General features: G+C 74.0%; 16 protein-coding genes. 10 read left to right on the top strand and 6 right to left on the bottom strand.

Translation table 11 applies throughout. The features are described from left to right. From PZB77_RS21115 to PZB77_RS21075, 9 genes are all read left to right on the top strand, one after another. Positions 1–1,266, top strand: coding sequence for a 6-phospho-beta-glucosidase (locus PZB77_RS21115; protein ID WP_275494176.1), 1,266 nt, complete (start codon positions 1–3; stop codon positions 1,264–1,266). A gap of 80 nt (positions 1,267–1,346) precedes the next feature. After that, positions 1,347–2,303, top strand: a complete 957-nt coding sequence (locus tag PZB77_RS21110) for a BadF/BadG/BcrA/BcrD ATPase family protein (RefSeq protein ID WP_275496153.1) — start codon at positions 1,347–1,349, stop codon at positions 2,301–2,303. 356 nt (positions 2,304–2,659) lie between these two features. Next, entirely contained in the window at positions 2,660–4,039 is a 1,380-nt protein-coding gene (locus PZB77_RS21105; protein WP_275494175.1) for a hypothetical protein, read from the top strand. 47 nt (positions 4,040–4,086) lie between these two features. Beyond that, complete coding sequence (locus PZB77_RS21100) at positions 4,087–5,112, top strand: glutamate ABC transporter substrate-binding protein (RefSeq protein ID WP_275494174.1); 1,026 nt, start codon at positions 4,087–4,089, stop codon at positions 5,110–5,112. Positions 5,113–5,157: 45 nt separating this feature from the next. After that, a complete protein-coding gene (locus PZB77_RS21095) occupies positions 5,158–6,504 on the top strand; it encodes a hypothetical protein (RefSeq protein ID WP_275494173.1) in 1,347 nt (448 codons plus the stop codon). After that, on the top strand, positions 6,501–9,551 hold the full coding sequence (locus tag PZB77_RS21090) for a tetratricopeptide repeat protein (RefSeq protein ID WP_275494172.1): 3,051 nt from the start codon (positions 6,501–6,503) through the stop codon (positions 9,549–9,551). The genes PZB77_RS21095 and PZB77_RS21090 overlap by 4 nt, the downstream gene beginning before the upstream one ends. A gap of 2 nt (positions 9,552–9,553) precedes the next feature. Beyond that, entirely contained in the window at positions 9,554–11,248 is a 1,695-nt protein-coding gene (locus PZB77_RS21085) for a PP2C family serine/threonine-protein phosphatase (protein ID WP_275494171.1), read from the top strand. A 207-nt stretch (positions 11,249–11,455) separates the two neighbouring features. Further along, positions 11,456–12,814 (top strand): VWA domain-containing protein, encoded by a 1,359-nt coding sequence (locus tag PZB77_RS21080; protein WP_275494170.1) that lies wholly within the window; start codon positions 11,456–11,458, stop codon positions 12,812–12,814. 144 nt (positions 12,815–12,958) lie between these two features. Further along, positions 12,959–14,458, top strand: coding sequence for an FHA domain-containing protein (locus PZB77_RS21075; protein ID WP_275494169.1), 1,500 nt, complete (start codon positions 12,959–12,961; stop codon positions 14,456–14,458). A 51-nt stretch (positions 14,459–14,509) separates the two neighbouring features. Here the strand turns inward: PZB77_RS21075 and PZB77_RS21070 are convergent, their stop codons facing one another. Beyond that, positions 14,510–15,499, bottom strand: coding sequence for a methyltransferase domain-containing protein (locus tag PZB77_RS21070; protein ID WP_275494168.1), 990 nt, complete (start codon positions 15,497–15,499; stop codon positions 14,510–14,512). Between the two features lie 145 nt (positions 15,500–15,644). Here PZB77_RS21070 and PZB77_RS21065 point away from each other — a divergent pair, with 145 nt between their 5' ends. Further along, positions 15,645–16,049 carry a globin gene (locus PZB77_RS21065; protein ID WP_275494167.1) on the top strand — a complete coding sequence of 135 codons (405 nt, stop codon included), beginning with the start codon at positions 15,645–15,647 and terminating at the stop codon, positions 16,047–16,049. Positions 16,050–16,073: 24 nt separating this feature from the next. Here PZB77_RS21065 and PZB77_RS21060 read toward each other — a convergent pair whose 3' ends face one another. From PZB77_RS21060 to PZB77_RS21040, 5 genes are all read right to left on the bottom strand, one after another. After that, complete coding sequence (locus tag PZB77_RS21060; RefSeq protein WP_275494166.1) at positions 16,074–16,844, bottom strand: hypothetical protein; 771 nt, start codon at positions 16,842–16,844, stop codon at positions 16,074–16,076. Continuing rightward, positions 16,841–17,263, bottom strand: a complete 423-nt coding sequence (locus tag PZB77_RS21055; RefSeq protein ID WP_275494165.1) for a thioesterase family protein — start codon at positions 17,261–17,263, stop codon at positions 16,841–16,843. The genes PZB77_RS21060 and PZB77_RS21055 overlap by 4 nt, the downstream gene beginning before the upstream one ends. 5 nt (positions 17,264–17,268) lie before the next feature. Beyond that, positions 17,269–18,933: an energy-dependent translational throttle protein EttA gene (gene ettA, locus PZB77_RS21050; RefSeq protein WP_275494164.1), complete on the bottom strand. Its 1,665-nt coding sequence runs from the start codon at positions 18,931–18,933 to the stop codon at positions 17,269–17,271. A gap of 481 nt (positions 18,934–19,414) precedes the next feature. Continuing rightward, positions 19,415–20,842: a Cys-Gln thioester bond-forming surface protein gene (locus PZB77_RS21045; RefSeq protein WP_275496152.1), complete on the bottom strand. Its 1,428-nt coding sequence runs from the start codon at positions 20,840–20,842 to the stop codon at positions 19,415–19,417. A gap of 333 nt (positions 20,843–21,175) precedes the next feature. Then, positions 21,176–21,748: a single-stranded DNA-binding protein gene (locus PZB77_RS21040; protein ID WP_275494163.1), complete on the bottom strand. Its 573-nt coding sequence runs from the start codon at positions 21,746–21,748 to the stop codon at positions 21,176–21,178. Positions 21,749–21,922 lie beyond the last annotated feature (174 nt).

The following is a 21,922-nucleotide window of genomic DNA, read 5'->3' as shown; positions in this document are numbered from 1 at the left end:
ATGAAGCTCGCTGTAGTGGGTGGCGGGTCCACCTACACCCCCGAACTGATCGACGGGTTCGCCCGTCTGCACAGCACCCTGCCGATCGAGGAGCTCGTCCTCGTCGACCCGGCGGCCGACCGCCTCGACCTCGTGGGCGGACTCGCCCGGCGGATCTTCGCCAAGCAGGGCCACCCCGGGACCATCACCACCACCGGTGACCTGGACGCCGGGGTGGACGGCGCCGACGCGGTCCTGCTCCAGCTGCGCGTCGGCGGACAGGCCGCCCGCAACCAGGACGAGACCTGGCCACTGGAGTGCGGCTGCGTCGGCCAGGAGACCACCGGCGCCGGCGGCCTCGCCAAGGCGCTGCGCACCGTACCGGTGGTGCTGGACATCGCCGAGCGGGTCCGCCGCACCAACCCGGACGCCTGGATCATCGACTTCACCAACCCGGTGGGCATCGTCACCCGGGCGCTGCTCCAGGCCGGGCACAAGGCGGTCGGCCTCTGCAACGTGGCCATCGGCTTCCAGCGCAAGTTCGCGGCCCTGCTGGGGGTGTCCCCCACCGAGGTGCACCTCGACCACGTCGGCCTGAACCACCTCTCCTGGGAGCTGGGCGTCCGTCTCGGGGGCCCGCGGGGCGAGGACGTCCTGCCGCGGCTGCTGGCGGAACACGGCGCGTCGATCGCCGCCGACCTGCACCTGCCGCGCGAGATCGTGGACCGGCTGGGCGTGGTCCCCTCCTACTACCTGCGGTACTTCTACGCGCACGACGAGGTCGTCCGGGAGCTCGGCACCAAGCCGTCCCGGGCCGCGGAGGTCGCCGCGATGGAGAAGGAACTGCTCGCCATGTACGGCGACCCGGCCCTCGACGAGAAGCCCGCACTGCTCGCCAAGCGCGGCGGCGCCTTCTACTCCGAGGCGGCGGTGGACCTCGCGTCCTCGCTGCTCGGCGGGGGCGGCTCCACCGTGCAGGTGGTCAACACCCACAACAACGGCACCCTGCCGTTCCTCCCCGACGACGCGGTCATCGAGACCCAGGCCCGGGTCGACGGCTCGGGCGCCGTGCCGCTCGCCGTACCGGCACTGGACCCCCTGTACGCCGGGCTGATCGCGCAGGTGACCGCGTACGAGGACCTGGCGCTGCGGGCGGCGCTGCACGGCGGCCGGGACCGGGTCTTCAAGGCCCTGCTCGCCCACCCGCTGATCGGCCAGTACGAGTACGCCGAGGGCCTCACGGACCGGCTGATCGCGCACAACCGGGAGCACCTCGCGTGGGCGTGAACGCTTCGGTCCCCACGGCCGGCACGGACCTGCTCCCCGGCGTCGGAGCGGGCGGGAGAGCCGCCGCCGGGCCGGGCCGGATCCTCGCCGTCGACGCGGGCAACAGCAAGACCGACGTGGCGCTGATCGGCGCGGACGGCACCGTGCTCGGGACCGGCCGGGGCGGTGGCTTCCAGCCGCCGGTGGTCGGGATCCCGGCCGCTCTGGACGTGCTCGCCGCCGCCGTGGAGGGGGCGTTCGCCTCGGCCGGGGAGCCGGTCGCGCCGGTCGCGCACGTCTCGGCCTGTCTCGCCAACGCCGATCTTCCCGTCGAGGAGGAGGAGTTGACGGCCGCGCTGCTCACACGCGGCTGGGGGCACACGGTCGAGGTGCGCAACGACACCTTCGCCGTCCTGCGCGCGGGGGTGGACGAGCCCCGGGGCGTCGCCGTGGTCTGCGGCGCCGGGATCAACTGCGTCGGCATGCTCCCGGACGGCCGCACCGCCCGCTTTCCGGCGATCGGCCGGATGTCCGGGGACTGGGGCGGCGGTTCGGGGCTCGCCGAGGAGGCGCTGTGGTTCGCCGCCCGCGCCGAGGACGGCCGGGGCGAGCCGACCGCGCTGGCCCGGGCGCTGCCGGCGCATTTCGGGCTCGGTTCGATGTACGAGCTGATCGAGGCGCTGCACCGGGAGCACATCCCGTACGCGCGCCGGCACGAGCTGACCCCGGTGCTCTTCTCGACGGGCGCGGCCGGTGACCCGGTGGCGCGGGCGCTGGTGGACCGGCTCGCCGAGGAGGTCGTCGCGATGGCCTCGGTGGCACTGGGCCGGCTCGGGCTTCTGGACGCGCACGTTCCGGTGATTCTCGGAGGGAGCGTCCTGGCGGCGCGCCACCCGGATCTGGACAGCCGGATCGCGCGGCTGCTCGCGGCCCGGGCGCCCCGGGCGCAGATCCGGGTGGTGTCCCAACCTCCTGTCCTGGGGGCGGCGTTGCTGGGCCTGGACCATGTCGGGGCGGCTCCCGGGGCGCACGTCAGACTGCGCGCGCGGTACTGCTGAGGGCCGCCCGGTCCGCGCCCGGGACCCGACGGGGCCGCCCCCGGCCGTCAACCTGTCAACTCCCGTACTCCGACGGCACGGAACACCCCTTGCGTACGGGAACCGATCAGATGTCCCGTACGTGTTCTCAGCGGGGAGCGGATCCGGTACGGGGTGGCTGCGGGGGGCGGGGGCCGGGGCACCGGTGCCACCCACCCCGGAGCCCCTCCCGAAGGGCGAAGCTTCCCGTATGTGCCGCGAGCGCCGTGCGACAACCGGGTATTCCTGGTGGTTGCCGGTCGCTGCGGCCATACTTCAGGCCGGGCGTCCGCCCTCCGATCGGTCGGGGGACGCCGTCAGTGACCGAGGGGGAAGTCGTGACACACCCGCCGATCGGGGGTTCGCCGCAGCGGCGCACAGCGGCGCCGGTGCCCGGCGTGCCCGCCCAGCGGCGGCGGACGGCGTCCGCGCTGGCGGGGCGGCTGCGCGACACCGCGACGACCGAGCCGGGGAGGCTGCGGCTCGTCGGAGCCGTACTCGCCCTGCTCGTCGCGGTGTTCGGGGCGGCGACCGCCCTGGAGGTCGCCGGGCGGGCGGCGGCCGCCGACGACGTGGTGAGCCGCAGTCAGCCGCTGAGCGCGGACGCGGCGGCCATCTACCGCTCGCTCGCCGACGCGGACACGATGGCGGCGAGCGGCTTCCTCGCGGGCACGCAGGAGCCCGCGAGCGTCCTCACCCAGTACGAGAAGGACATCGAGAACGCCTCCCGGCTCCTCGTGCGGGCGGCGGCGAACACCGAGGCCACCACCTCCTCGGGCCGCGAGATCCGCACGATGAACGAACTCCTTCCGGTGTACACCGGTCTGGTCGAGCGGGCCCGCGCCAACAACCGCCTCGGGCTCCCGCTGGGCGGCGCCTACCTCCGGTACGCCAACCAGAAGATGAGCGGCGAACTCCTCCCCGCCGCGGAGCGGTTGTACACGGCGGAGACCGGCCGGCTCGACGCCGACCAGCACGACGCCCGGCAGTGGCCGCTGGTCGCCCTCGCCGCCGGGATCGTGGCCCTGGCCGTGCTCGCCTGGGCCCAGCGGCGCGACTACCGCCGCACCCACCGGGTGTTCAACCGCGGGATGCTCGCCGCGACCGCCGCGACCGCGGCCGTGCTGGTGTGGCTCGCCGTCGGCCAGACCCTGGCCAGGACCGAGCTGCGCAGCGCCATGGAGAACGGCCAGGCCTCCCTCGACGTGCTGAACGACGCGCGGATCGCCTCCCTCAAGGCGCGCGCCAACGAGAACCTCACCCTGGTCGCCCGGGGTGCGGTGCTCACCGAGGACGGCTCCGCCGACCAGTACCAGAGCGACTACACGGCGGACATGGCCGTGCTCGACAAGGGGCTGGCCGAGGCGGGGCGGCTGGCGGACGACGACCTCGGGAGTGCCCCGGTGGAGACGGCCGTCAAGAGCGCGACGGAGTGGCAGAAGCGTCACACCGAGGCCAGGAAGACCGACGACAGCGGTGACTACGAGGGCGCCCTCGGCCTGGTCATCGGCGAGAAGGGTTCCACGGGCGAGTGCTTCTCGAAGGTGGACGCGGCGCTGGAGACGGCCCTCGCCCACGAGCAGGAGGAGTTCGACGCGGCGGCCGGAAAGGGCCGCGGCGCGCTGGACGGGCTGCCGGTCGGGGCGGGGGTCCTGGCACTGCTCGGATCGGTCGCCGCGATCCTGGGGATCGGCCGGAGACTCGGGGAGTACCGGTGAGCGAGGGAGAGCCGGTGAGGGAGTCGGGAGCGGTGGAAGGGGGAGCGATGGCACGGGCACGGACCGCCGGGGGCAGGCTGCGCGGCTGGGGCGGGGTGGCGGCCATGGCCGTCGCCTGCGCGCTCACGGCCCTGTTCGCCCTGCTGCCGCTGACACACCGAACCCCCGGCGCCCTCGCCGGCGGTTCCGGACCGGGTACGGCCGCGGCGACCCAGGTGCGCGCCGACACCTGCACCCGGCCGGAGGCGAGCCTGCGCCCCTCGCGGGCGGACGGGCCGGGGGTCGAGCGGATCAAGGAGCGCGGCAAGCTCATCGCCGGCGTCGACCAGAACAGCTACCGCTGGGGCTACCGCAATCCGGCGACCGGGCAGCTGGAGGGGTTCGACATCGACCTGGTCCGGGCCCTCGCGAAGGACATCCTCGGCGACTCCTCCCAGGTGGTCTTCCGCGCCATTCCGACCAGCCAGCGGATCTCCGCGCTGGAGAGCGGCCGGGTCGACGTCGTGGTGCGGACGATGACGATCAACTGCGCGCGGCTGGAGCAGGTGGACTTCTCCACCGCGTACTTCCAGGCGGGCCAGCAGGTGCTCGCCCCGGTGGCCTCGGACATATCCGGGTACAACGCCTCGCTGCGCGGGAAGCGCGTCTGCACCGCCGAGGGCTCCACGGCGTACGAAGCGCTGAGGAAGCAGTCCTTCGGCGCGGTCTTCGAGGACCCGCACGACGGCACCGCCGGGGACGAGGACCAGCTGACCGTCCCCAGCCAGCTCGACTGCCTGGTGCGGCTCCAGCTCGGTGAGGTGGACGCCGTGGTGACGGACAACGCGCTGGCGGCGGGCCAGGTGGCCCAGGACCCGACGGTGGAGCTCAAGGGAGGCCCGTTCACGACGGAGTACTACGGCGTCGCCGCCAAGCTCGGCTCCGACGACCTGGTGGCCCGGGTCAACCAGGTGCTGGCGGACTACCGCGCGGGCGGCGCGGAGAGCCCGTGGATGCGGTCGTACCGGACCTGGCTGGAGGCCGGGCTGCCCGGCATCACGGCGCCCCCGGTGCCGGCGTACCGGAGCAACTGATCCCGCCCGGCCACCGGGCCGGCGGGGAGAGCGGAGAGGTGAGCGATGGGCGTCGCGGGACCCTTCCCCAGCTACGCGGGGAGGCCCCCGGGACCGGTCATGGACCGGGACGAGGTGGACCACGCGCTGGCCCGGCTCGGTGCGGAGCACGAGGCGATCGAGACCTCGCTCCTCGCCCTGCAGGACCACGCGGGGCGACGCCTCCTGGAGGGCGCCGACCTGTCCGGGGTGACCAAGGAGCGCTGGGCCACCACCGAGCGGTCGATCACCCTGCTCTGGGGGTACTTCGACGCGTACGCCGACGCGCTCGCGAAGGCGCGCGCGGTACGGGCGCGCCGGCGTCACCCCGATCGGGACGACCTGAGGGCTCTCACCGGACTGCTCCGCGGCCGGGAGGTCACCGTGGCCAACGGCGCCGTGCCCCCCGACCCCTCGGTCGCCGGCCCGGCCCGGCTCGCCGAGTGCTTCTCGCTGGAGGAGCTGGTCGGCCGGATGAACACGCTGTACGCGCGTGCGCTGGACATGGTGGTGGCCTCGGACTCGGTCTGGTCGGCGCTTCCCGCCCGGATCGACCTGCTCGCCGCGGAACTCCACCGCACCCGCTCGCTGGCGCACTCCGTCGGGGTCCGGCCGGGCGAGCACCCGTCCGGTGACGACCTGGAGTCGATCACCCGCGAACTCGCCGGGCTGCGGGCCCAGGTGATCGCCGACCCGCTGGCGTTCTGGCTGCCGGGGTCCGGAAGTGCCGCGCCGGGCGGCGGGCGCGCGGACACCGCGCGGTACGACCGCGCCGCCCGCGCGTTGGAGGAGGTGCGGCGGGAGATCGAGGCGGTCCTCGCCGTCCGGCAGGACGCCGAACAGCGGCTCGCGCGGCTGCGGGACGTGCTGTCCCGGGCGGACCGCACCCTGACCGAGGCGCGGGCCGCCCGGGGCGAGGTGCTGGCGAAGATCGCCGCCTCGGAGGTGCCCGCCGTCAGCGGGCCGCCGACCGCGCTCCAGGAGCGGCTGGCCGCCGCGTCCGAGCACCGCAGGCACGGCCGCTGGCACCGGCTCCCGCCGCTGTTGGAGCAGTTGGAGCGGGAGGCCGGGGAGGAGTTGCTGCGCGCCCGCGAGTCGCTGACCTCGGTCACCGCGCCGCTCGCCGTGCGGGCGGAGCTGCGGGGGCGGCTCGACGCCTACCGCGCGAAGGTGGCGCGGCACGGGCTGGCGGAGGACCCGCTGCTGATCGAGCGGTACGACGCGGCCCGCCGGATGCTGTGGAGCGCCCCCTGCGACCTGCGGGTCGCCGGCCAGGCGGTGCTGCGCTACCAGCACACGGCTGCCGAGATGATGGCGCCGAACGGGCCGTCCTCACCCGAGGACCGGCGGCAGGACCAAGGGGGGACACGATGAGTACCGGGTGCCAGCGCCCCACGTGCACGGGCGCGTACGAGGACATGGGCGACGGCGAGCTGTACTGCGACACCTGCGGTCTGGCCCCCGTCGTCTCCCCCACCGGCATGGTCGCCTCGCCGCCCACCGGGATCGCGGGTGCGGTGCGCGGCACCGGTTCCGCTCCGGCGAGCGGCGGCTCCCGGGCCTCCGCGCGCGTGTCCTCGCGTTCGTCGACCTCGCGGCGGTCCGTCTCGGGCCGCCTCTCGCGCGCGCTCTCGGGCGGGGCCGGTTCCGTGCCGTCCGTGTCGGTGCGGGCCTCGGGCGCGTCGACGGGCGCCTCCGCCCGGGGGCGGCTGGGCGCGGGCCTGGTGCAGGTCCCGGAGGTGGCGCGCCCCGATCCGCGTACGGCCGTGATGGCGAACCCCGAGGTCCCCGAGCGCAAGCGGTTCTGCTCCCGTTCCGACTGCGGCGCGCCGGTGGGCCGGGCACGCGGCGAACGGCCCGGCCGCACCGAGGGGTTCTGCACCAAGTGCGGCCATCCGTACTCCTTCGTACCGAAGCTGCGCGGCGGTGACGTGGTGCACGGGCAGTACGAAGTGACGGGCTGTCTGGCGCACGGCGGGCTCGGCTGGGTCTACCTCGCGGTGGACCGGGCCGTCGCGGACCGCTGGGTGGTCCTCAAGGGGCTGCTCGACACCGGCGACCAGGACGCCATGGAGGCGGCCATCTCGGAGCGTCGCTTCCTCGCGGAGATCGAGCACTCCAACATCGTCCGCATCTACAACTTCGTCGAGCACCTCGACCCGCGGACGGGCTCGCTGGACGGCTACATCGTGATGGAGTACGTCGGCGGCAAGTCGCTCAAGGAGATCGCCAACGACCGCCGCACCCCGTCCGGGAGGCGCGATCCGCTCCCGGTCGAGCAGGCGTGCGCCTACGGGATCGAGGCGCTGGAGGCCCTCGGCCACCTGCACAGCCGCCATCTCCTCTACTGCGACTTCAAGGTCGACAACGCCATCCAGACGGAGAACGAACTCAAGCTGATCGACATGGGCGCGGTGCGCCGGATGGACGACGAGGAGTCGGCGATCTACGGCACCGTGGGGTACCAGGCCCCCGAGGTCGGGGAGGTCGGCCCGTCCGTCGCCTCCGACCTGTACACGGTGGCGCGGACCCTCGCGGTCCTCACCTTCGATTTCCAGGGGTACACCAACGTCTTCGTCGACTCGCTGCCGGATCCCGAGAACATCGAGGTGTTCCGGACCTACGAGTCCTTCTACCGGCTGCTGGTCCGCGCCACCGACCCCGATCCGTCGCGTCGCTTCGCGTCGGCCCAGGAGATGGCCGAGCAGCTGACGGGGGTGCTGCGGGAGGTCGTCTCACTCCAGTCGGGGCGCCCGCGTCCCGCGCTCTCCACCCTCTTCGGACCGGAACTGCGCGTGACGGAAACGGAGTTGTTCGCCGAGCTGACCGGGGACGTGTCACTCCTGGGCGGCCGGTCCGCCCCGGTGCCGCGTCGCCCGAAGCGGCGCCGTAAGGCCGCCGCGGGGTCCGTGGCGCCGGGCGCGGCGGCCCCGTCGGTGGCGGCGGCGCTGCCGGTGGGCTCCGGCCCGTACGGCAGCGTCCCCCCGGCGCGGACCGGAGCGGTGGGGCCGCCGCCCGCCGGGTACGTGCCTCCCGCACCCCAGGCCACCGGATACGCTCCGGCCGTCCAGCAGGCCGCCGGTCAGCAGGCCGCCGGTCAGCAGGCGGCCGGTCAGCAGGCCGGTGCCCAGCCGCACGCTGGTCAGCCGCCCGCCCTCCAGCCGGCCGGCGGATACCAGCCCGGCGGTCACCCGGCGGCCGGTCACCCGCCGGGGGGATACCCGCCCTCGGAGGCCGCGTTGGCGGCTCCGCCCACCCACGCGAGCCCTGCGGCGGGCCGCACGTGGGCCGGCGGTCCCACCGGCGGCCCGGTCGGCGCGACCCCGGCCGGCGGCACCCCGGCGGCCGGCGGGGTCCTTCCGTACGGGCCGCCGCAGCCGGTGGCCCCCGTCCCGGCTCCGCGCCCGGCGGCCGGCGTCGCGGTCCCGCCGTCCGGAGCGGGTGCGCCGACGGCCGGCCCCGGCCGGTACCTCGACGGCCTCGACCCCGGTGCCACCGCGCTCGCGCTGCCGGTGCCCCGTGTCGACGCGAGCGACCCCAACGCCGGGTTCCTCGCCGGGCTGATGGCGGCCGCCCCCCAGGAGCTGATCGGTGCGCTGCGTACCGTCCCGGCCCCTTCGCCGGAGACCAGGCTGCGCGAACTGCGCGCCCTGCTGGAGCTGGAGGAGTACCTCGCGGCCTCGCACGTGCTGGGTGAGCTGGAGTCCCGGTACCCGGACGACTGGCGGGTCGTCTGGTACCGGGGAGTCGTCTCCCTGGTGACCGGCGACCGCGAGCGGGCGGCGCTCTCCTTCGACGCCGTCTACGACGCGTTCCCGGGCGAGACCGCACCCAAGCTGGCCCTCGGGATCTGCGCCGAGGTCCTGGGGCAACTGGACAATGCCGCCGACTACTACCACCTCGTCTGGATCACCGATCCGAGTTTCGTCAGCGCCGCGTTCGGGCTCGCCCGGGTGCGCTTCGCCGCCGGGGACCGGACGGGCGCCGTACTGACGCTGGAGTCGGTGCCCGCCGCGTCGATCCACTTCACGGCCGCCCGGGTCGCCTCGGTCCGCGCGCGGTTGCGCGGGCGCGACCCGGGAGAGCCGCTCGCCGCTGACCTGGCCGCCGCGTCGGACCAGATCACGGCGCTGGCGGGGCTGGGGCTCGACGCGGTGAGGCGCGAGCGGCTTTCGACCGAGGTGCTGGGGACCGCGCTGGACTGGGTACTCTCCACGGGACCCGCCGGCGCGTCCGCGGGCCCGGCGGCCTCCGGGCCGGGGGGCACACGGAAGCTGCTCGGCAGCGAGCTGGACGAGCGGGGGCTCCGGCTCGGCCTGGAAGGCTCGTACCGGATGCTCGCCCGACTCGCCCAGCAGGGCGACGAGAGGATCGAACTGGTGGAGCGGGCCAACCGCTTCCGCCCCCGGACGTGGGTGTGAAGATGTCACAGATCCACCAGCAGGGCTCCCTGCCGACGTGCCCCAGCTGTACGGAACCGCTGGAGCCGGGCGACCTGTTCTGCGGCGCCTGCGGCCACTCCCTGTCGGCCGTGCCCCGACAGCCGGGCGACCGGCCGACGATCGCGATCACCGCCCCGCCCCCGCTGGTCGATCCGCCGGTTCCGCCCGCCCCGCCCGGGTCTCCGGCTGCCCCGCTGCCTCCGGCCGTACCCGCTCCGGCGCCCGGGGCCGCGATGCCGGCTGCCGTCCCGTGGCCGCCGGCGTCCGAGACCGACACCGCGGGCCGGCCCGCCCCCGCCCACCGTCCGGCCGACCTCCCGGGCACGGACTCCGCGGGCCGCCCGCTCTCCGGTGCCGCCCAAGCCCCCGCGGCGGCACCCTCCGTCGCACCGCCGGCACCGGTGGCACCGCCGGCACCGGTGGCACCGCCGGCACCGGTGGCCGCCCAGGCCGCCGTGCGGCACGACGACCGGGCGATGCCGGGACGGCCGCGCTCCGGCTCGGGCTCCGGCCTCGGCTCCTACTCCGGCGTCGGCTCCGGCTCCGGCTCCGGCTCCGGCTCCGAGGACTTCGCACTCGCGGCGCCGGGCGCGCCGTCGGGGAGTGCCCCGTCGCCGGGTGCCCCGTCGGGTGCGCCCGTCTCCGACCCGCGAGAGGCCGCGGGCGCCACGGCCGGCGCCCCCACCGGCCCCACCACCGGCGCTGCCCCCGGCCCCGCCCCCGTCGCCTCCGCCCGGCCGGCCGCCGCAGCGGGCGCCCGTCTCTGTGTCGCCTGCCGGTCCGGCCGGGTCGACAGCGACGGGTACTGCGAGACCTGCGGCCACGCACAGCCGCGCGAACGCGACCACATGGAGCGGGAGCTCGGCGCGGTGGCGGCGGTCAGCGACCGCGGTCTGCGCCACCACCGCAACGAGGACTCCTTCGCCGTCTCCGCGACGGCGCTGCCGGACGGTTCGCCGGCCGTCGTCGCGATCGTCTGCGACGGCGTGTCCTCGGCGCACCGCCCGGACGAGGCGTCGGCCGCCGCCGCGCGCGCCGCCGACGAGTGGCTCCTGGAGTCCCTGCCGCGCGGCACCCACCCGCAGCAGGCGATGCACGACGCGATCGTCGCGGCCTCCCGGGCGGTCAACGCCCTGGCCGAGGAGCCGGAGGGCGCGGCGGAGCCCGGTCAGCACCGTCACCAGAACGCTCCGGCCTGCACCCTGGTGGGCGCGGTGGTCGCCGGTGGCCTTCTGGTCATCGGCTGGGTCGGTGACAGCCGCGTCTACTGGGTGCCTTCCGACCGTGCTCAGCAGCCCGCCCGGCTCACGGAGGACGACTCCTGGGCCGCGCAGATGGTGGCGGCGGGTCTGATGAGCGAGGAGCAGGCGTACGCGGACGAGCGCGCCCACGCGATCACGGGCTGGCTCGGCGCCGACGCCTACGAACTCGACGCGCACACCGCCTCGTTCAAGCCAGATCGGCCCGGCACCGTGGTGGTCTGCACCGACGGGCTCTGGAACTACGCCGAGTCCGCCGAGGAGATGGCCGCCGCCCTGCCCCGGGACGCCCACGAACGCCCGTTGCACGGTGCCCAGGTGCTGGTCGGTCACGCGCTCGACGGCGGGGGCCACGACAACGTAACAGTGGCCCTGCTGCCGTTCGCCGTACCACCCGCCGGGGCACACTCCGGCTGACGCTCCCGGTCCGTCCACCGACCGCTCCCCGGCTGCCCGGCCGTTCCACGCCCGCTCGTCAGCGTGTTCGACCGCACGCTCCACGCCCGCTCGTCAGCCGCCGTCCGCCCGCTCGTACGCCCGCGTCCGGAGTTGCTTGTCCCGGTCCCGGTCCGTCGCCCGCACACCCGTATCCGTCCCCTCGGTGGGGCATCGAGGAGCAGCTCCATGGCCAACTTCTCCAAGTCGCAGCAGCCGCAGTTCTCCGTCGACGTGTACCAGAACGCTTATCTGCCCGAGGGCGGGCGTGAGGTCAACGCGATCGTCACCGTCACCGCCATCGGCGGCGGTACGACCGGCGGCGTGCCGCTCGCCCGGTCCGCCGACGCGTCCGCCGCACCCGCGCCTGCGTCGGGGGGCGCCGTGGTGCTCATGGTCGACTGCTCCGGCTCGATGGAGTACCCGCCCACCAAGATGCGCAACGCCCGGGACGCCACGGCGGCGGCCATCGACACCCTGCGCGACGGCACCCTGTTCGCGGTGGTGGCCGGTACGCACGTGGCGAAGGACGTCTACCCGGGCAACGGCCGCCTCGCCACGGCCGATCATCTGACGAAGGCACAGGCCAAGAAGGCGCTGCGCGGTCTCGGCGCGGGCGGCGGCACGGCCATCGGCACCTGGCTGCGCCTCGCGGACCGGCTCTTCGACACCGCCGGCGCCGGTCTGCGGCACGGCATCCTGCTGACCGACGGGCGCAACGAGCACGAGGCACCGGAGGACCTGCGGGCCGCCCTGGACGCCTGCGCGGGCCGCTTCACCTGTGACGCCCGCGGAGTCGGCACCGACTGGGAGGTGAAGGAGGTCACCGCCGTGGCCTCCGCCCTGCTGGGCACCGCCGACATCGTCGCCGACCCGGCCGGTCTGGCGGCCGATTTCACGCGGATGATGGAGAACGCCATGGGCAAGGAGGTCGCGGACGTGGCGCTGCGGCTCTGGACCCCGGTGGACACCGAGATCCTCTTCGTGAAGCAGGTCGCTCCGGCGGTCGCCGACCTGAGCGGCCGCCGCACGGAGGCGGGTCCCCGCGCCGGGGACTATCCGACCGGGTCCTGGGGTGACGAATCCCGCGATTATCACGTCTGTGTCAGGGTTCCGCAGGCCCGGATCGGCCAGGAGATGCTGGCGGCGCGGGTCTCCCTGGTCCTCCCCGCCCCCTCCGGGGAGGGCGCTGCGCAGACCCTCGCGCAAGGGCTCGTGCGGGCGGTGTGGACCGATGACATGGTGGCGTCCACGGCGATGAATCCGCAGGTCGCGCACTATACGGGCCAGGCGGAACTGGCGCGGGTGATCCAGCAGGGGCTCGACGCGCGCAAGGCCGGCGACCTGGACGGGGCGACCGCGAAACTGGGGCGCGCGGTGCAGCTCGCGTCGGCTTCCGGCAACGAGGACACCGCGAAGTTGCTTTCGAAGGTGGTCGACGTCGTCGACGCCGCGACGGGTACTGTGCGACTGAAAGCGAAGGTCGCGGAAGCGGACGAGATGACTCTCGAAACGCGCTCCACCAAGACCGTTCGCGTCAAGAAGTAGCCCCAGAAACGACAGAAACGACAGAGACGGAGCTGGTCGGGAGGGTCGTCCGGATGGCGGTGGCGGTGGTCCGCCCCGCCGGGCGTACGGCGACCGACCGGCACGACGGCCTACCGGCCGGACGAGGAGAGGGGGAAGAGCCCCATGTCGACCTGCCCGAACGGACACCAGTCGGGTTCCGAGGACTGGTGCGAGGTCTGCGGACACCGCATGACCGGGGCGGGTGCGCCCGGTGCCGTCCCCCCGCCGCCGGCGCCGCCCGCGCCCGGGTACGGCTATCCCCAGGGCCCCGGCCCCGGCGGTCAGCCGACCGCGGCCGTCGAGCTCTGCCCGCAGTGCCGCACCCCGCGTGAGCCCGGGGGGCCGTTCTGCGAGGAGTGCCGGTGGAACTTCCTCACCAACACGGCGACCTCGTACACGCCGCTGGCTCCGCAGCCCGGCGCCGGTGGAGCTCCGGTGCCCGGTCTCCATCTGCCGCCCGGTTTCCAGGCGCAGCCCGGACCGCACCGGCCGCCGGCCGCCCAGCAGCCCCCGCAGAGCCAGCAGCCGCAGCAGGGGCAGCAGGGGCAGCCTCCGCAGCAGCGCGATCCCTTCGAGTACCAGAGCTCGCGTCCCTCGCAGCTGAACCGCCCGGCGGAGCCGCTCGTACCGGACCGCGAGGGACGGCAGGCACCGCCCAGCGCCTTCCAGCAGGGACCGCCGCCCGGACCCCAGGGACAGCAAGGCCAGCAGGGACCACAGCAAGGCCAGCAGGGTGGCCAGCAGCCCCCGCAGTTCACGCAGGGCGGCCGGCCGCAGTTCCCCGGGCACCCCGGAGAGCCGTCGTTCCCGCAGGGCGGGCAGGGCGGGCCCGGACAGCCGGGTCCGCCGCAGGGTGGCCGGCAGGCCGCGCCGCCCGCGTATCCGCAGGGTCCGCCGCCGGCGTTCCAGCAGAGCGCGCCGCCCGTGCCGGGACCCGGTCCGTCATCGCCGCCGGACGCGGACGACTGGATGCTGCCGCCTCCCTCGCAGGCCCAGGGCCGGCCCCAGGCACCGCAGGCCCCCGTGCAGTCGCAGCCGCACGCCTTCCAGCAGCAGAGCCCGCCGAATCAGCAGCACTCCGCGGTGCCGCAGAACTTCCAGAACCCGCAGGAGGGCTTCCCGCCGCCGTTCCCCGGCCAGGGCGGCTTCCCCGGCCCTCAGCACGCGGGTCCGGGGGCACAGGGTGGTCCCGGTGGCGGCCAGGAGCCGCCGCGGCCGGCCACCTGGACGGCGGTGATCGCGCCCGACCGGGACTACTTCCTGGCGATGATGCAGCGCAGCGGGCCGGAGGCCGGTGGGCTCAACCTGCCCGCCTACTCGCCCGAGCAGCACCTCCAGCTCACGGGCGGCCAGGTCACCATCGGCCGCCGCCGGCACAGCACCGGTGAGTCGCCCGACATCGACCTCGCGGTGCCTCCGGAGGACCCGGGCGTCTCGCACCAGCACGCGGTTCTGGTGCAGCAGCCGGACGGGGGCTGGGCGGTGGTGGACCAGAACTCCACCAACGGCACCACGCTCAACGGTGCCGAGGAGCCGATCCAGCCGTACGTGCCGGTTCCTCTCCAGGACGGCGACCAGGTGCACGTCGGTGCCTGGACGACGATCACGGTCCGCCGCGGCTGATCCGCCGCACTCCGTGCCCCGGCGCACCCGCAGGGCCCGTACGCTCGCCCCTCACCGCTCCTCGTGACCGGTGAGGGGCCAGGTGTACGGGCCCTGCGGGTCGTCCAGCCAGGCCCACTGGCGGCCCCGTTCGACGGTGAGGCCGAAGCGTTCCCGGTCGGGGCGGCCCTCGCCCTCCCAGAGGTTCATCGCCTCCTCCGCGTCGAGCGAGCCTCCCGCCAGGGCGAGCAGGAACGAGAAGAGGTCGTCCCCCGTCGTCCGCCGTGCGGAACCACCGGGGCGGGGCGGTGTTCCGCGCAGCGGTACGAAGAACGCCGGGGTGTGCAGGAAGTGGCCTTCCGCGCGGCGCCCGTCCGCGGTCTCCCGCACCCGGAGCGAGATCAGTCCGGTGGAGAAGGGGGCCAGGACGCGTGCGTCCGGGGCGCACTGCGCGAGCCAGGCCTCGGGGATCAGCGGCAGGGTGCAGGTCGCGATGATCCGGTCGTACGGGCCCCGCGAGGCGCAGCCGCGCGCCCCGTCGCCGGTGACGACGGCGGGGCGGTAGCCGGCGGCGGCGAGGTGGCGGCGGGCGGCTTCGGTGATCTCCGGGTCGAGGTCGACGGTGGTGACCGCCCCGTCTCCGAGCCGGTGGGCGAGCAGGGCCGCGTTGTAGCCGGTACCGGCGCCGATCTCCAGCACCCGCCGGCCGTCGCGCACGTCGAGCTCCTCGAGCATGAGCGCCATCAGGGACGGCTGGCTGCTGGAGGAGACGAGTTCGCCGTCCTTCATCCGGGTCGCCAGTGGCCCGTCCGCGTACGCACCGCGCAGCCACTGCTCGCGGCGCTCGGGGTCGGGGTCCTCGCACCAGAGCCGGACGCGGCCGAGCAGCCCGCCCTCGTAGTAGTACGGCACGAAGAGGTGGCGGGGCACCTCCTCGAAGGCCGCGCGCCAGGCGGGGTCCGTCAGCCCGCCACCGGCGACGATGAGCCGCACCATGGCCCGGCGGGCCGCGGCCCCCTCGGTCTCGAACGGATCGCGCGCACCGCGCTCTCGGGCAGCCATGCCTCCACTCTCCTGCGGCGGCGCCCGTCGGGCGAGCGCGTGCTCCGGCCGCCCGCCGTCCGCCTTCCCGGGGGCAGCCCCCGGTGCGGTCCGCCGGGGTCCTAGGACCCCCGACCTCGGCCGGTGCGTCTGCGACCATGGACAGGTGACAGAGAACCCGCGCGACACGCTGCAGGAGCAGACCTTCTACGAGCAGGTCGGCGGCGAGGCGACCTTCCGGCGCCTGGTGCACCGCTTCTACGAGGGGGTCGCCGAGGACCCGCTGCTGCGGCCGATGTACCCGGAGGAGGACCTGGGTCCGGCCGAGGAGCGGTTCACGCTCTTCCTGATGCAGTACTGGGGCGGTCCCCGGACCTACAGCGACCACCGGGGACATCCCCGGCTGCGGATGCGGCACGCGCCCTTCCGGGTGGACCGGGCGGCGCACGACGCCTGGCTCGCGCACATGCGGGTGGCCCTGGACGAGCAGGGGCTCTCCCCCGAGCACGAGGAGCAGCTGTGGTCCTACCTGACCTACGCCGCCGCCTCGATGATCAACTCGGCGGAGTGAGACGCCCCGGGGGCAGGGGGGCGGTCAGCGTCGGCCGACCGACACCTGGAGCGCGCCGAGCCCGCCGCTGCCCGCGGTCCGCAGGGCGACGGAGCCGTACGGGGTCCGCAGGCGCAGCCAGGATCCGGACGACAGCAGGTGGACCGGCAGGCCGGGTTGGGGGCGCAGGAATCCGAGCGAGTGGGCGGCGTGCACGGCCCGCAGCGGGAGCGGGGTTCCGCCGACCGGCCGGGACCAGATCTCACGGCCGATCAGGTCGCGTTCGGTGCGGGTGCGCCGTTCCTCGGGCAGCGCTCCGTCGCGGCTGCGGAACTCGCCGACCGCCGTGCTCAGCGCGGTACGCAGCTCCTGCGGTCCCGGCAGTCCCGGAACTTCGCGCCAGGGGCCGCGTGGCGGCAGCATCCCCGCCCAGGGCGGCCCGGTGACGGGGCGGGGCACGGTGCCGGTCCCGCCGGTGCCCCCCGCGGGGTCGAGCGTCTCCAGGAACTCCCCCGCCGACACCGTGACGTCGAAGCTCCCGGTCCCGGGGCCCGCAACCGCACCGGTCCCGGTACCGGCTCCGGGTTCAGTACCGGCTCCGGCTTCACTGCCGGCTCCGGCTCCGGCGAGGCGTGCCGTACGGATCGCCAGTACGTCGAACGACGGCGGGCGGCCGAACACGGCCAGCGCGCCGCCGGCCGCCTGGAGGCGGACGGCGGCGGCGCGGTCGTAGTGGAGCAGCCGGCCGAGGAAGGCGGCGAGGTCCGCCGCCTCCCTCGCGTCGGCGAAGAGCACCGGGTGCACGGGCATCGTCATGCCGGGGCGGGCTCCTGCTCCATGTACTCCTGGAGGAAGAGCTTCTCCTCGGCGGAGATCCGCCGGGGCCGCCCTTCCACCAGGTTGTAGGGCACGACGACCGTGGCAGCCCGTACATACACCAGGTCCGCGTCCTTGATCTCGTACGCGATCGTCAGCGACGCCGCGCCGATCTTCGTGACCCAGGACTCGACGGTCACCGGCGCGTGGCGGTGGACCAGCGGCCGGAGGTAGTCGATCTCGTGGCGGGCGACGACGGATCCGCCCGCGAAGGACGGCGAGCCGTCCCCCGGCGCCAGCCGGAACATGAAGTCGATGCGCGCCTCCTCCAGGTAGCGGAGGAAGACCACGTTGTTGACGTGGCCGAAGGCGTCCATGTCCGACCAGCGCAGCGGGCAGGGGTAGAGGTGACGGGCCACGGTGATCAGCCCCGGGTGAGCTTCTTGTACGTGGCGCGGTGCGGGCGGGCCGCGTCCGCGCCGAGGCGCTCGACCTTGTTCTTCTCGTACGACTCGAAGTTGCCCTCGAACCAGTACCACTTGGAGTCGCCCTCGTACGCCAGGATGTGCGTGGCGACGCGGTCCAGGAACCAGCGGTCGTGGGAGATGACCACAGCGGCGCCGGGGAACTCCAGCAGCGCGTTCTCCAGCGACGAGAGGGTCTCGACGTCCAGGTCGTTGGTGGGCTCGTCGAGGAGCAGCAGGTTGCCGCCCTCCTTGAGCGTCAGCGCGAGGTTCAGGCGGTTGCGCTCACCACCGGAGAGGACACCGGCCGGCTTCTGCTGGTCCGGGCCCTTGAAGCCGAACGCGGAGACGTACGCCCGCGACGGCATCTCGACCTGGCCGACGTTGATGTAGTCCAGCTCGTCCGAGACGACGGCCCAGAGGGTCTTCTTCGGGTCGATGTTGGCGCGGGACTGGTCGACGTACGAGATCTTGACCGTCTCGCCGACCTTGACCGAACCGGAGTCCGGCGTCTCCAGGCCCTGGATCATCTTGAACAGCGTGGTCTTGCCCGCGCCGTTCGGACCGATGATGCCGACGATGCCGTTGCGCGGCAGCGTGAACGACAGGTCGTCGATCAGGACCTTGTCGCCGAAGGCCTTCGAGAGGTGCTCGACCTCGACGACGATGGAACCGAGGCGCGGGCCCGGCGGGATCTGGATCTCCTCGAAGTCCAGCTTCCGCATCTTGTCGGCCTCGGCAGCCATCTCCTCGTAACGGGCGAGGCGGGCCTTGGACTTGGTCTGGCGGCCCTTGGCGTTGGACCGGACCCACTCCAGCTCTTCCTTGAGCCGCTTCTGGCGCTTCTCGTCCTTGCGGCCCTCGACCTTGAGGCGGGTGGCCTTCTTCTCGAGGTACGTGGAGTAGTTGCCCTCGTACGGGAGCGCGCGGCCGCGGTCCAGTTCGAGGATCCACTCGGCGACGTTGTTGAGGAAGTACCGGTCGTGGGTGACGGCGACGACCGCACCCGCGTACTTCGAGAGGTGCTGCTCCAGCCAGTTCACCGACTCGGCGTCGAGGTGGTTGGTGGGCTCGTCGAGCAGGAGGAGGTCGGGCGCCTCGATGAGGAGCTTGCAGAGCGCCACGCGGCGCTTCTCGCCACCGGAGAGGTTGGTGACGGGCCAGTCGCCGGGCGGGCAGCCCAGGGCGTCCATGGCCTGCTCCAGCTGGGCGTCCAGGTCCCACGCGTTGGCGTGGTCCAGGTCCTCCTGGAGCTTGCCCATCTCGTCCAGCAGCGCGTCGGAGTAGTCGGTCGCCATGAGCTCGGCGACCTCGTTGAAGCGCGTGAGCTTGCCCATGATCTCGGCGGCGCCGTCCTGCACGTTCTGCAGGACGGTCTTCTCCTCGTCGAGCTTCGGCTCCTGCATGAGGATGCCGACGCTGAAGCCGGGCGAGAGGTACGCCTCACCGTTGGACGGCTGCTCCAGGCCGGCCATGATCTTGAGCACCGTGGACTTACCGGCACCGTTGGGGCCGACGACGCCGATCTTCGCGCCGGGCAGGAAGTTCAGGGTGACGTCATCCAGAATCACCTTGTCGCCGTGCGCCTTGCGCGTCTTGCGCATGGTGTAGATGAACTCAGCCAAGAGAAACCGTCCGGCAGCAATAGAGGTGTGGGCAGATACACCCATCTTGCCTGACGACAAGCCCACGGGAGAAACCCGTCCCACCCGGGGCCGCTGACCTGCGGGGCGGCGGGGGCCGTGCGGCGGGCGGCGGGGGTGACATCTCCGGACGAGGCCCCCGAAGCCGCCCCCGGGGTCCGGCGGCACGGTCCGGCGGCGCGGTCCGGCGGCGCGGTCCGGCGGCGGGCGGGTGTCGACGGCTTGGAGACGGCCCGGCCCGGCCCGTACACGCGAAGGCCCCGTGGCCGTGGACCCCGCGACCGTGGGGCTCGGCGTGCCCGCCCCGTGCACGCGAAGGCCCCGTCCGCCCCCGGAGATGCGGGACGGACGGGGCCTTCGGTCAGACGGTCATGCGCGGCGTGCGGTCATACGGTCCTACGAGTCGTGCGGTCCTGCGTCCGGTCGGAGCGCGGCGCGCGCGGTCATCGCGTGCGCCCGGCCCCTACTGGGCGCCGGCGGCCGACTTCTTGCGGCGGAGGAAGAAGACCGCTCCGCCACCGAGGACGACGAGCGCCACGGCGACACCCGCGATGATCGGGGTCGCGCTGGAGCCACCGGTCGCGGCGAGGTCACCCTCGGCGCCGCCGGTCGTGTCGGCCGCGACGGGGGTCGTGGCAGGGCTGGGCGAGGCGCCGGTCTGCGTGTCCGTGCCCTTGTCGTCGTCCGGGGTGGTGTCCGAGACCGTGACGCAGTCGAGGACGCCCTTGAAGTTCTGCTCGAAGCCGCCCTCACCGGTGACGGTGACGTCGTACGTCGCGTCCTCGGCGACGGGGACCGTCACGGTCTTCGTGCCGCCGGCCTCGACGGTGTACTCGGTGCCGGAGATCGTGAAGGTGAACGGCTTGTCACCGTTGTTGCTCGTGGTGACGTCGAGGCCACCCGCGACACAGTTCTTCTGCGCGGTCACCGCGGGAACCGGGCCCTTGGCGGCCCAGTCGGCGGTGGCCTGCGCGGAGACGACGGACTCGCTGGAACCGGCCAGGATCTGCGTCTGGCTGGTGGTCGTCACACCGGTGAAGACACGGCCGACCGGCACGGAGGTGGTGGCCTGCACGGTGAGCGAGGCGGAACCGTCCGCCGTGTCCTTCGGCACGTCGAAGTAGAGCTCGGTGCCGTCGGTCGCCTTCGAGACGGGGTTGCCGTCCTTGTCGGTGATCTTGACGCCGCTGGCGACGGCGTCGGCCGGCGGGGCCACCGTGGTCTCGGCAGCGTCCGTGTGGACGGTGACCGGGCCGAGCAGACCGCCGGCCTGACCGGAGACCGCCGGCGGGCTCAGCGTCAGCGAGGCCTGGGGCTCACTGCTGTTCTGGGCCGCGCCCTGCAGGTAGTCGGCGAGCTTCTCGGCGTCCTTGTTCACGGCGGTGACGTCGGCACCGTCCGAGTAACGCCAGATGGCGACCTGGGTGCCGGCCGCGGCAGTGCCCTCGGTGAGCGGGCCGGTACCGGCCTTCGCCGCGAGCGAGGCGAGGTCGTCGACCTGCGGGTAGGAGTGCTCCAGGATCCAGCGGATGCGCCCGGCGTTCTCGTTCTTGCCGAGCGAGGACTCCGCCCAGGGAGTCTCCTTGTACGCCGCCTGACCCTGGGTCGGGTTGTGGATGTCGATGCAGTACGTCTTGAGCTTGCCGCCGCCGTCGACGGTCATCTCGAAGAGGCCGGCGGACACCTTCTTCGGCTCTTCGCCGGCCGTCTTGATCACGGCGGAGTCGTACGTCTTCAGCCCGTCCAGGACAGCGGTCGCGCCGCCCTGGTGCTGAGGGGCCGCGTCGTCGGCCGCAGCCGTGCCCGTGCCGGCGAGTGCGCCCGCCGCGACGAGGCCGGTGACCAGTGCGGTGGAGGCCAGGCGGGCGAGCCCGGTGCCCCGTCCCCGCAGTCGGCGCGCGCCCGATCCGGCGCGGAGGGCCGGGCCGGTCGCTGTGTCGGAATCTTGAAGCGCTGAAATCTCAGAAAACGCAGAAGTCACAGAATTCCCCTCCGGGCGGGGCCCTCGCGCTCGGTGCGCGTGTGGGGAGTGCCCCGCCGACAGACTCAAGTGCCCATGAGTACGGGGGAATCCTATGGACGGGGGCCAGATACGCTTCCCGTCTTACTGTCGTACAACCATTCCGAATCGCAATCGTTATCACCGTCACTCCCGTCCCACGCCGCACGGTGGAATCGGACAGCACCCCGTCACCAACCGCTCACCGAGCGCGTGTCGGCGGCTTCAGGGTGCCGACACGAGCCCCACATGCCGTTCCTGACGCCCCGTCCGGCGGCGTGGGCCCTCGCCGGACTCCGGATCCGCCGTCGCTCCCGGGGGGCCCGCTCTCCCGGCTGCGGGATCGACCTCCCAGGAGGGGCCGCCGGCAGCGGATTCGCTCGCGAAAACCGGACCCTCCGCGTCCCCTGCTCCCGTCCCGGCGCCGAGCGGCGGCTCGCGTCGCACCGCCCGCCGGAACGCGGCGGATCCCCGGCTCAGATCGTGGCCCACCGCCACCGCCTCGACGTCCACGAACGTCCGCCGCGCGCCGTCGCGTTCCTCCTCCCGTACCTTCAGCCGGCCGTGCACCAGCAGGGGTTCGCCCACCGAGACGGAGGCCGCCAGGTTCGACGCCAGGGCCCGCCACGCCCACACCGTGTAGAAGCTCGTGTGCCCGTCGGCCCAGAGCTGTTTCTCCCGGTCCCAGCGGCGTGGTGTCACGGCGAGGCGGAACCGCGCCATCCCGCCGGAGGTGGTCTCCCGGAAGTCCACCGCCGTCGCGGCGTTGCCGACCAGCGTCACCAAGGTCTCGTTCATGTCCCGGCCCCTCTGTCCTGTCCCATCTCCGGTCCCCTCTTCCCGTCGTGCCGCACACGGCGGTCCTCGCGGCCCGGCCCGCTACGCGAGAGAGCCCCGCGCACCGGTGGGCGCGCGAGGCTCTCACTCCCCCGTGCGACCGCCCCGCCACCGTCCGGGCCGGCGGGTGCCGTT

It is taken from the genome of Streptomyces sp. AM 2-1-1, assembly GCF_029167645.1.
In the GTDB taxonomy this organism is placed as follows: domain Bacteria; phylum Actinomycetota; class Actinomycetes; order Streptomycetales; family Streptomycetaceae; genus Streptomyces.
This window is presented reverse-complemented; position numbering and strand designations above follow the sequence as displayed.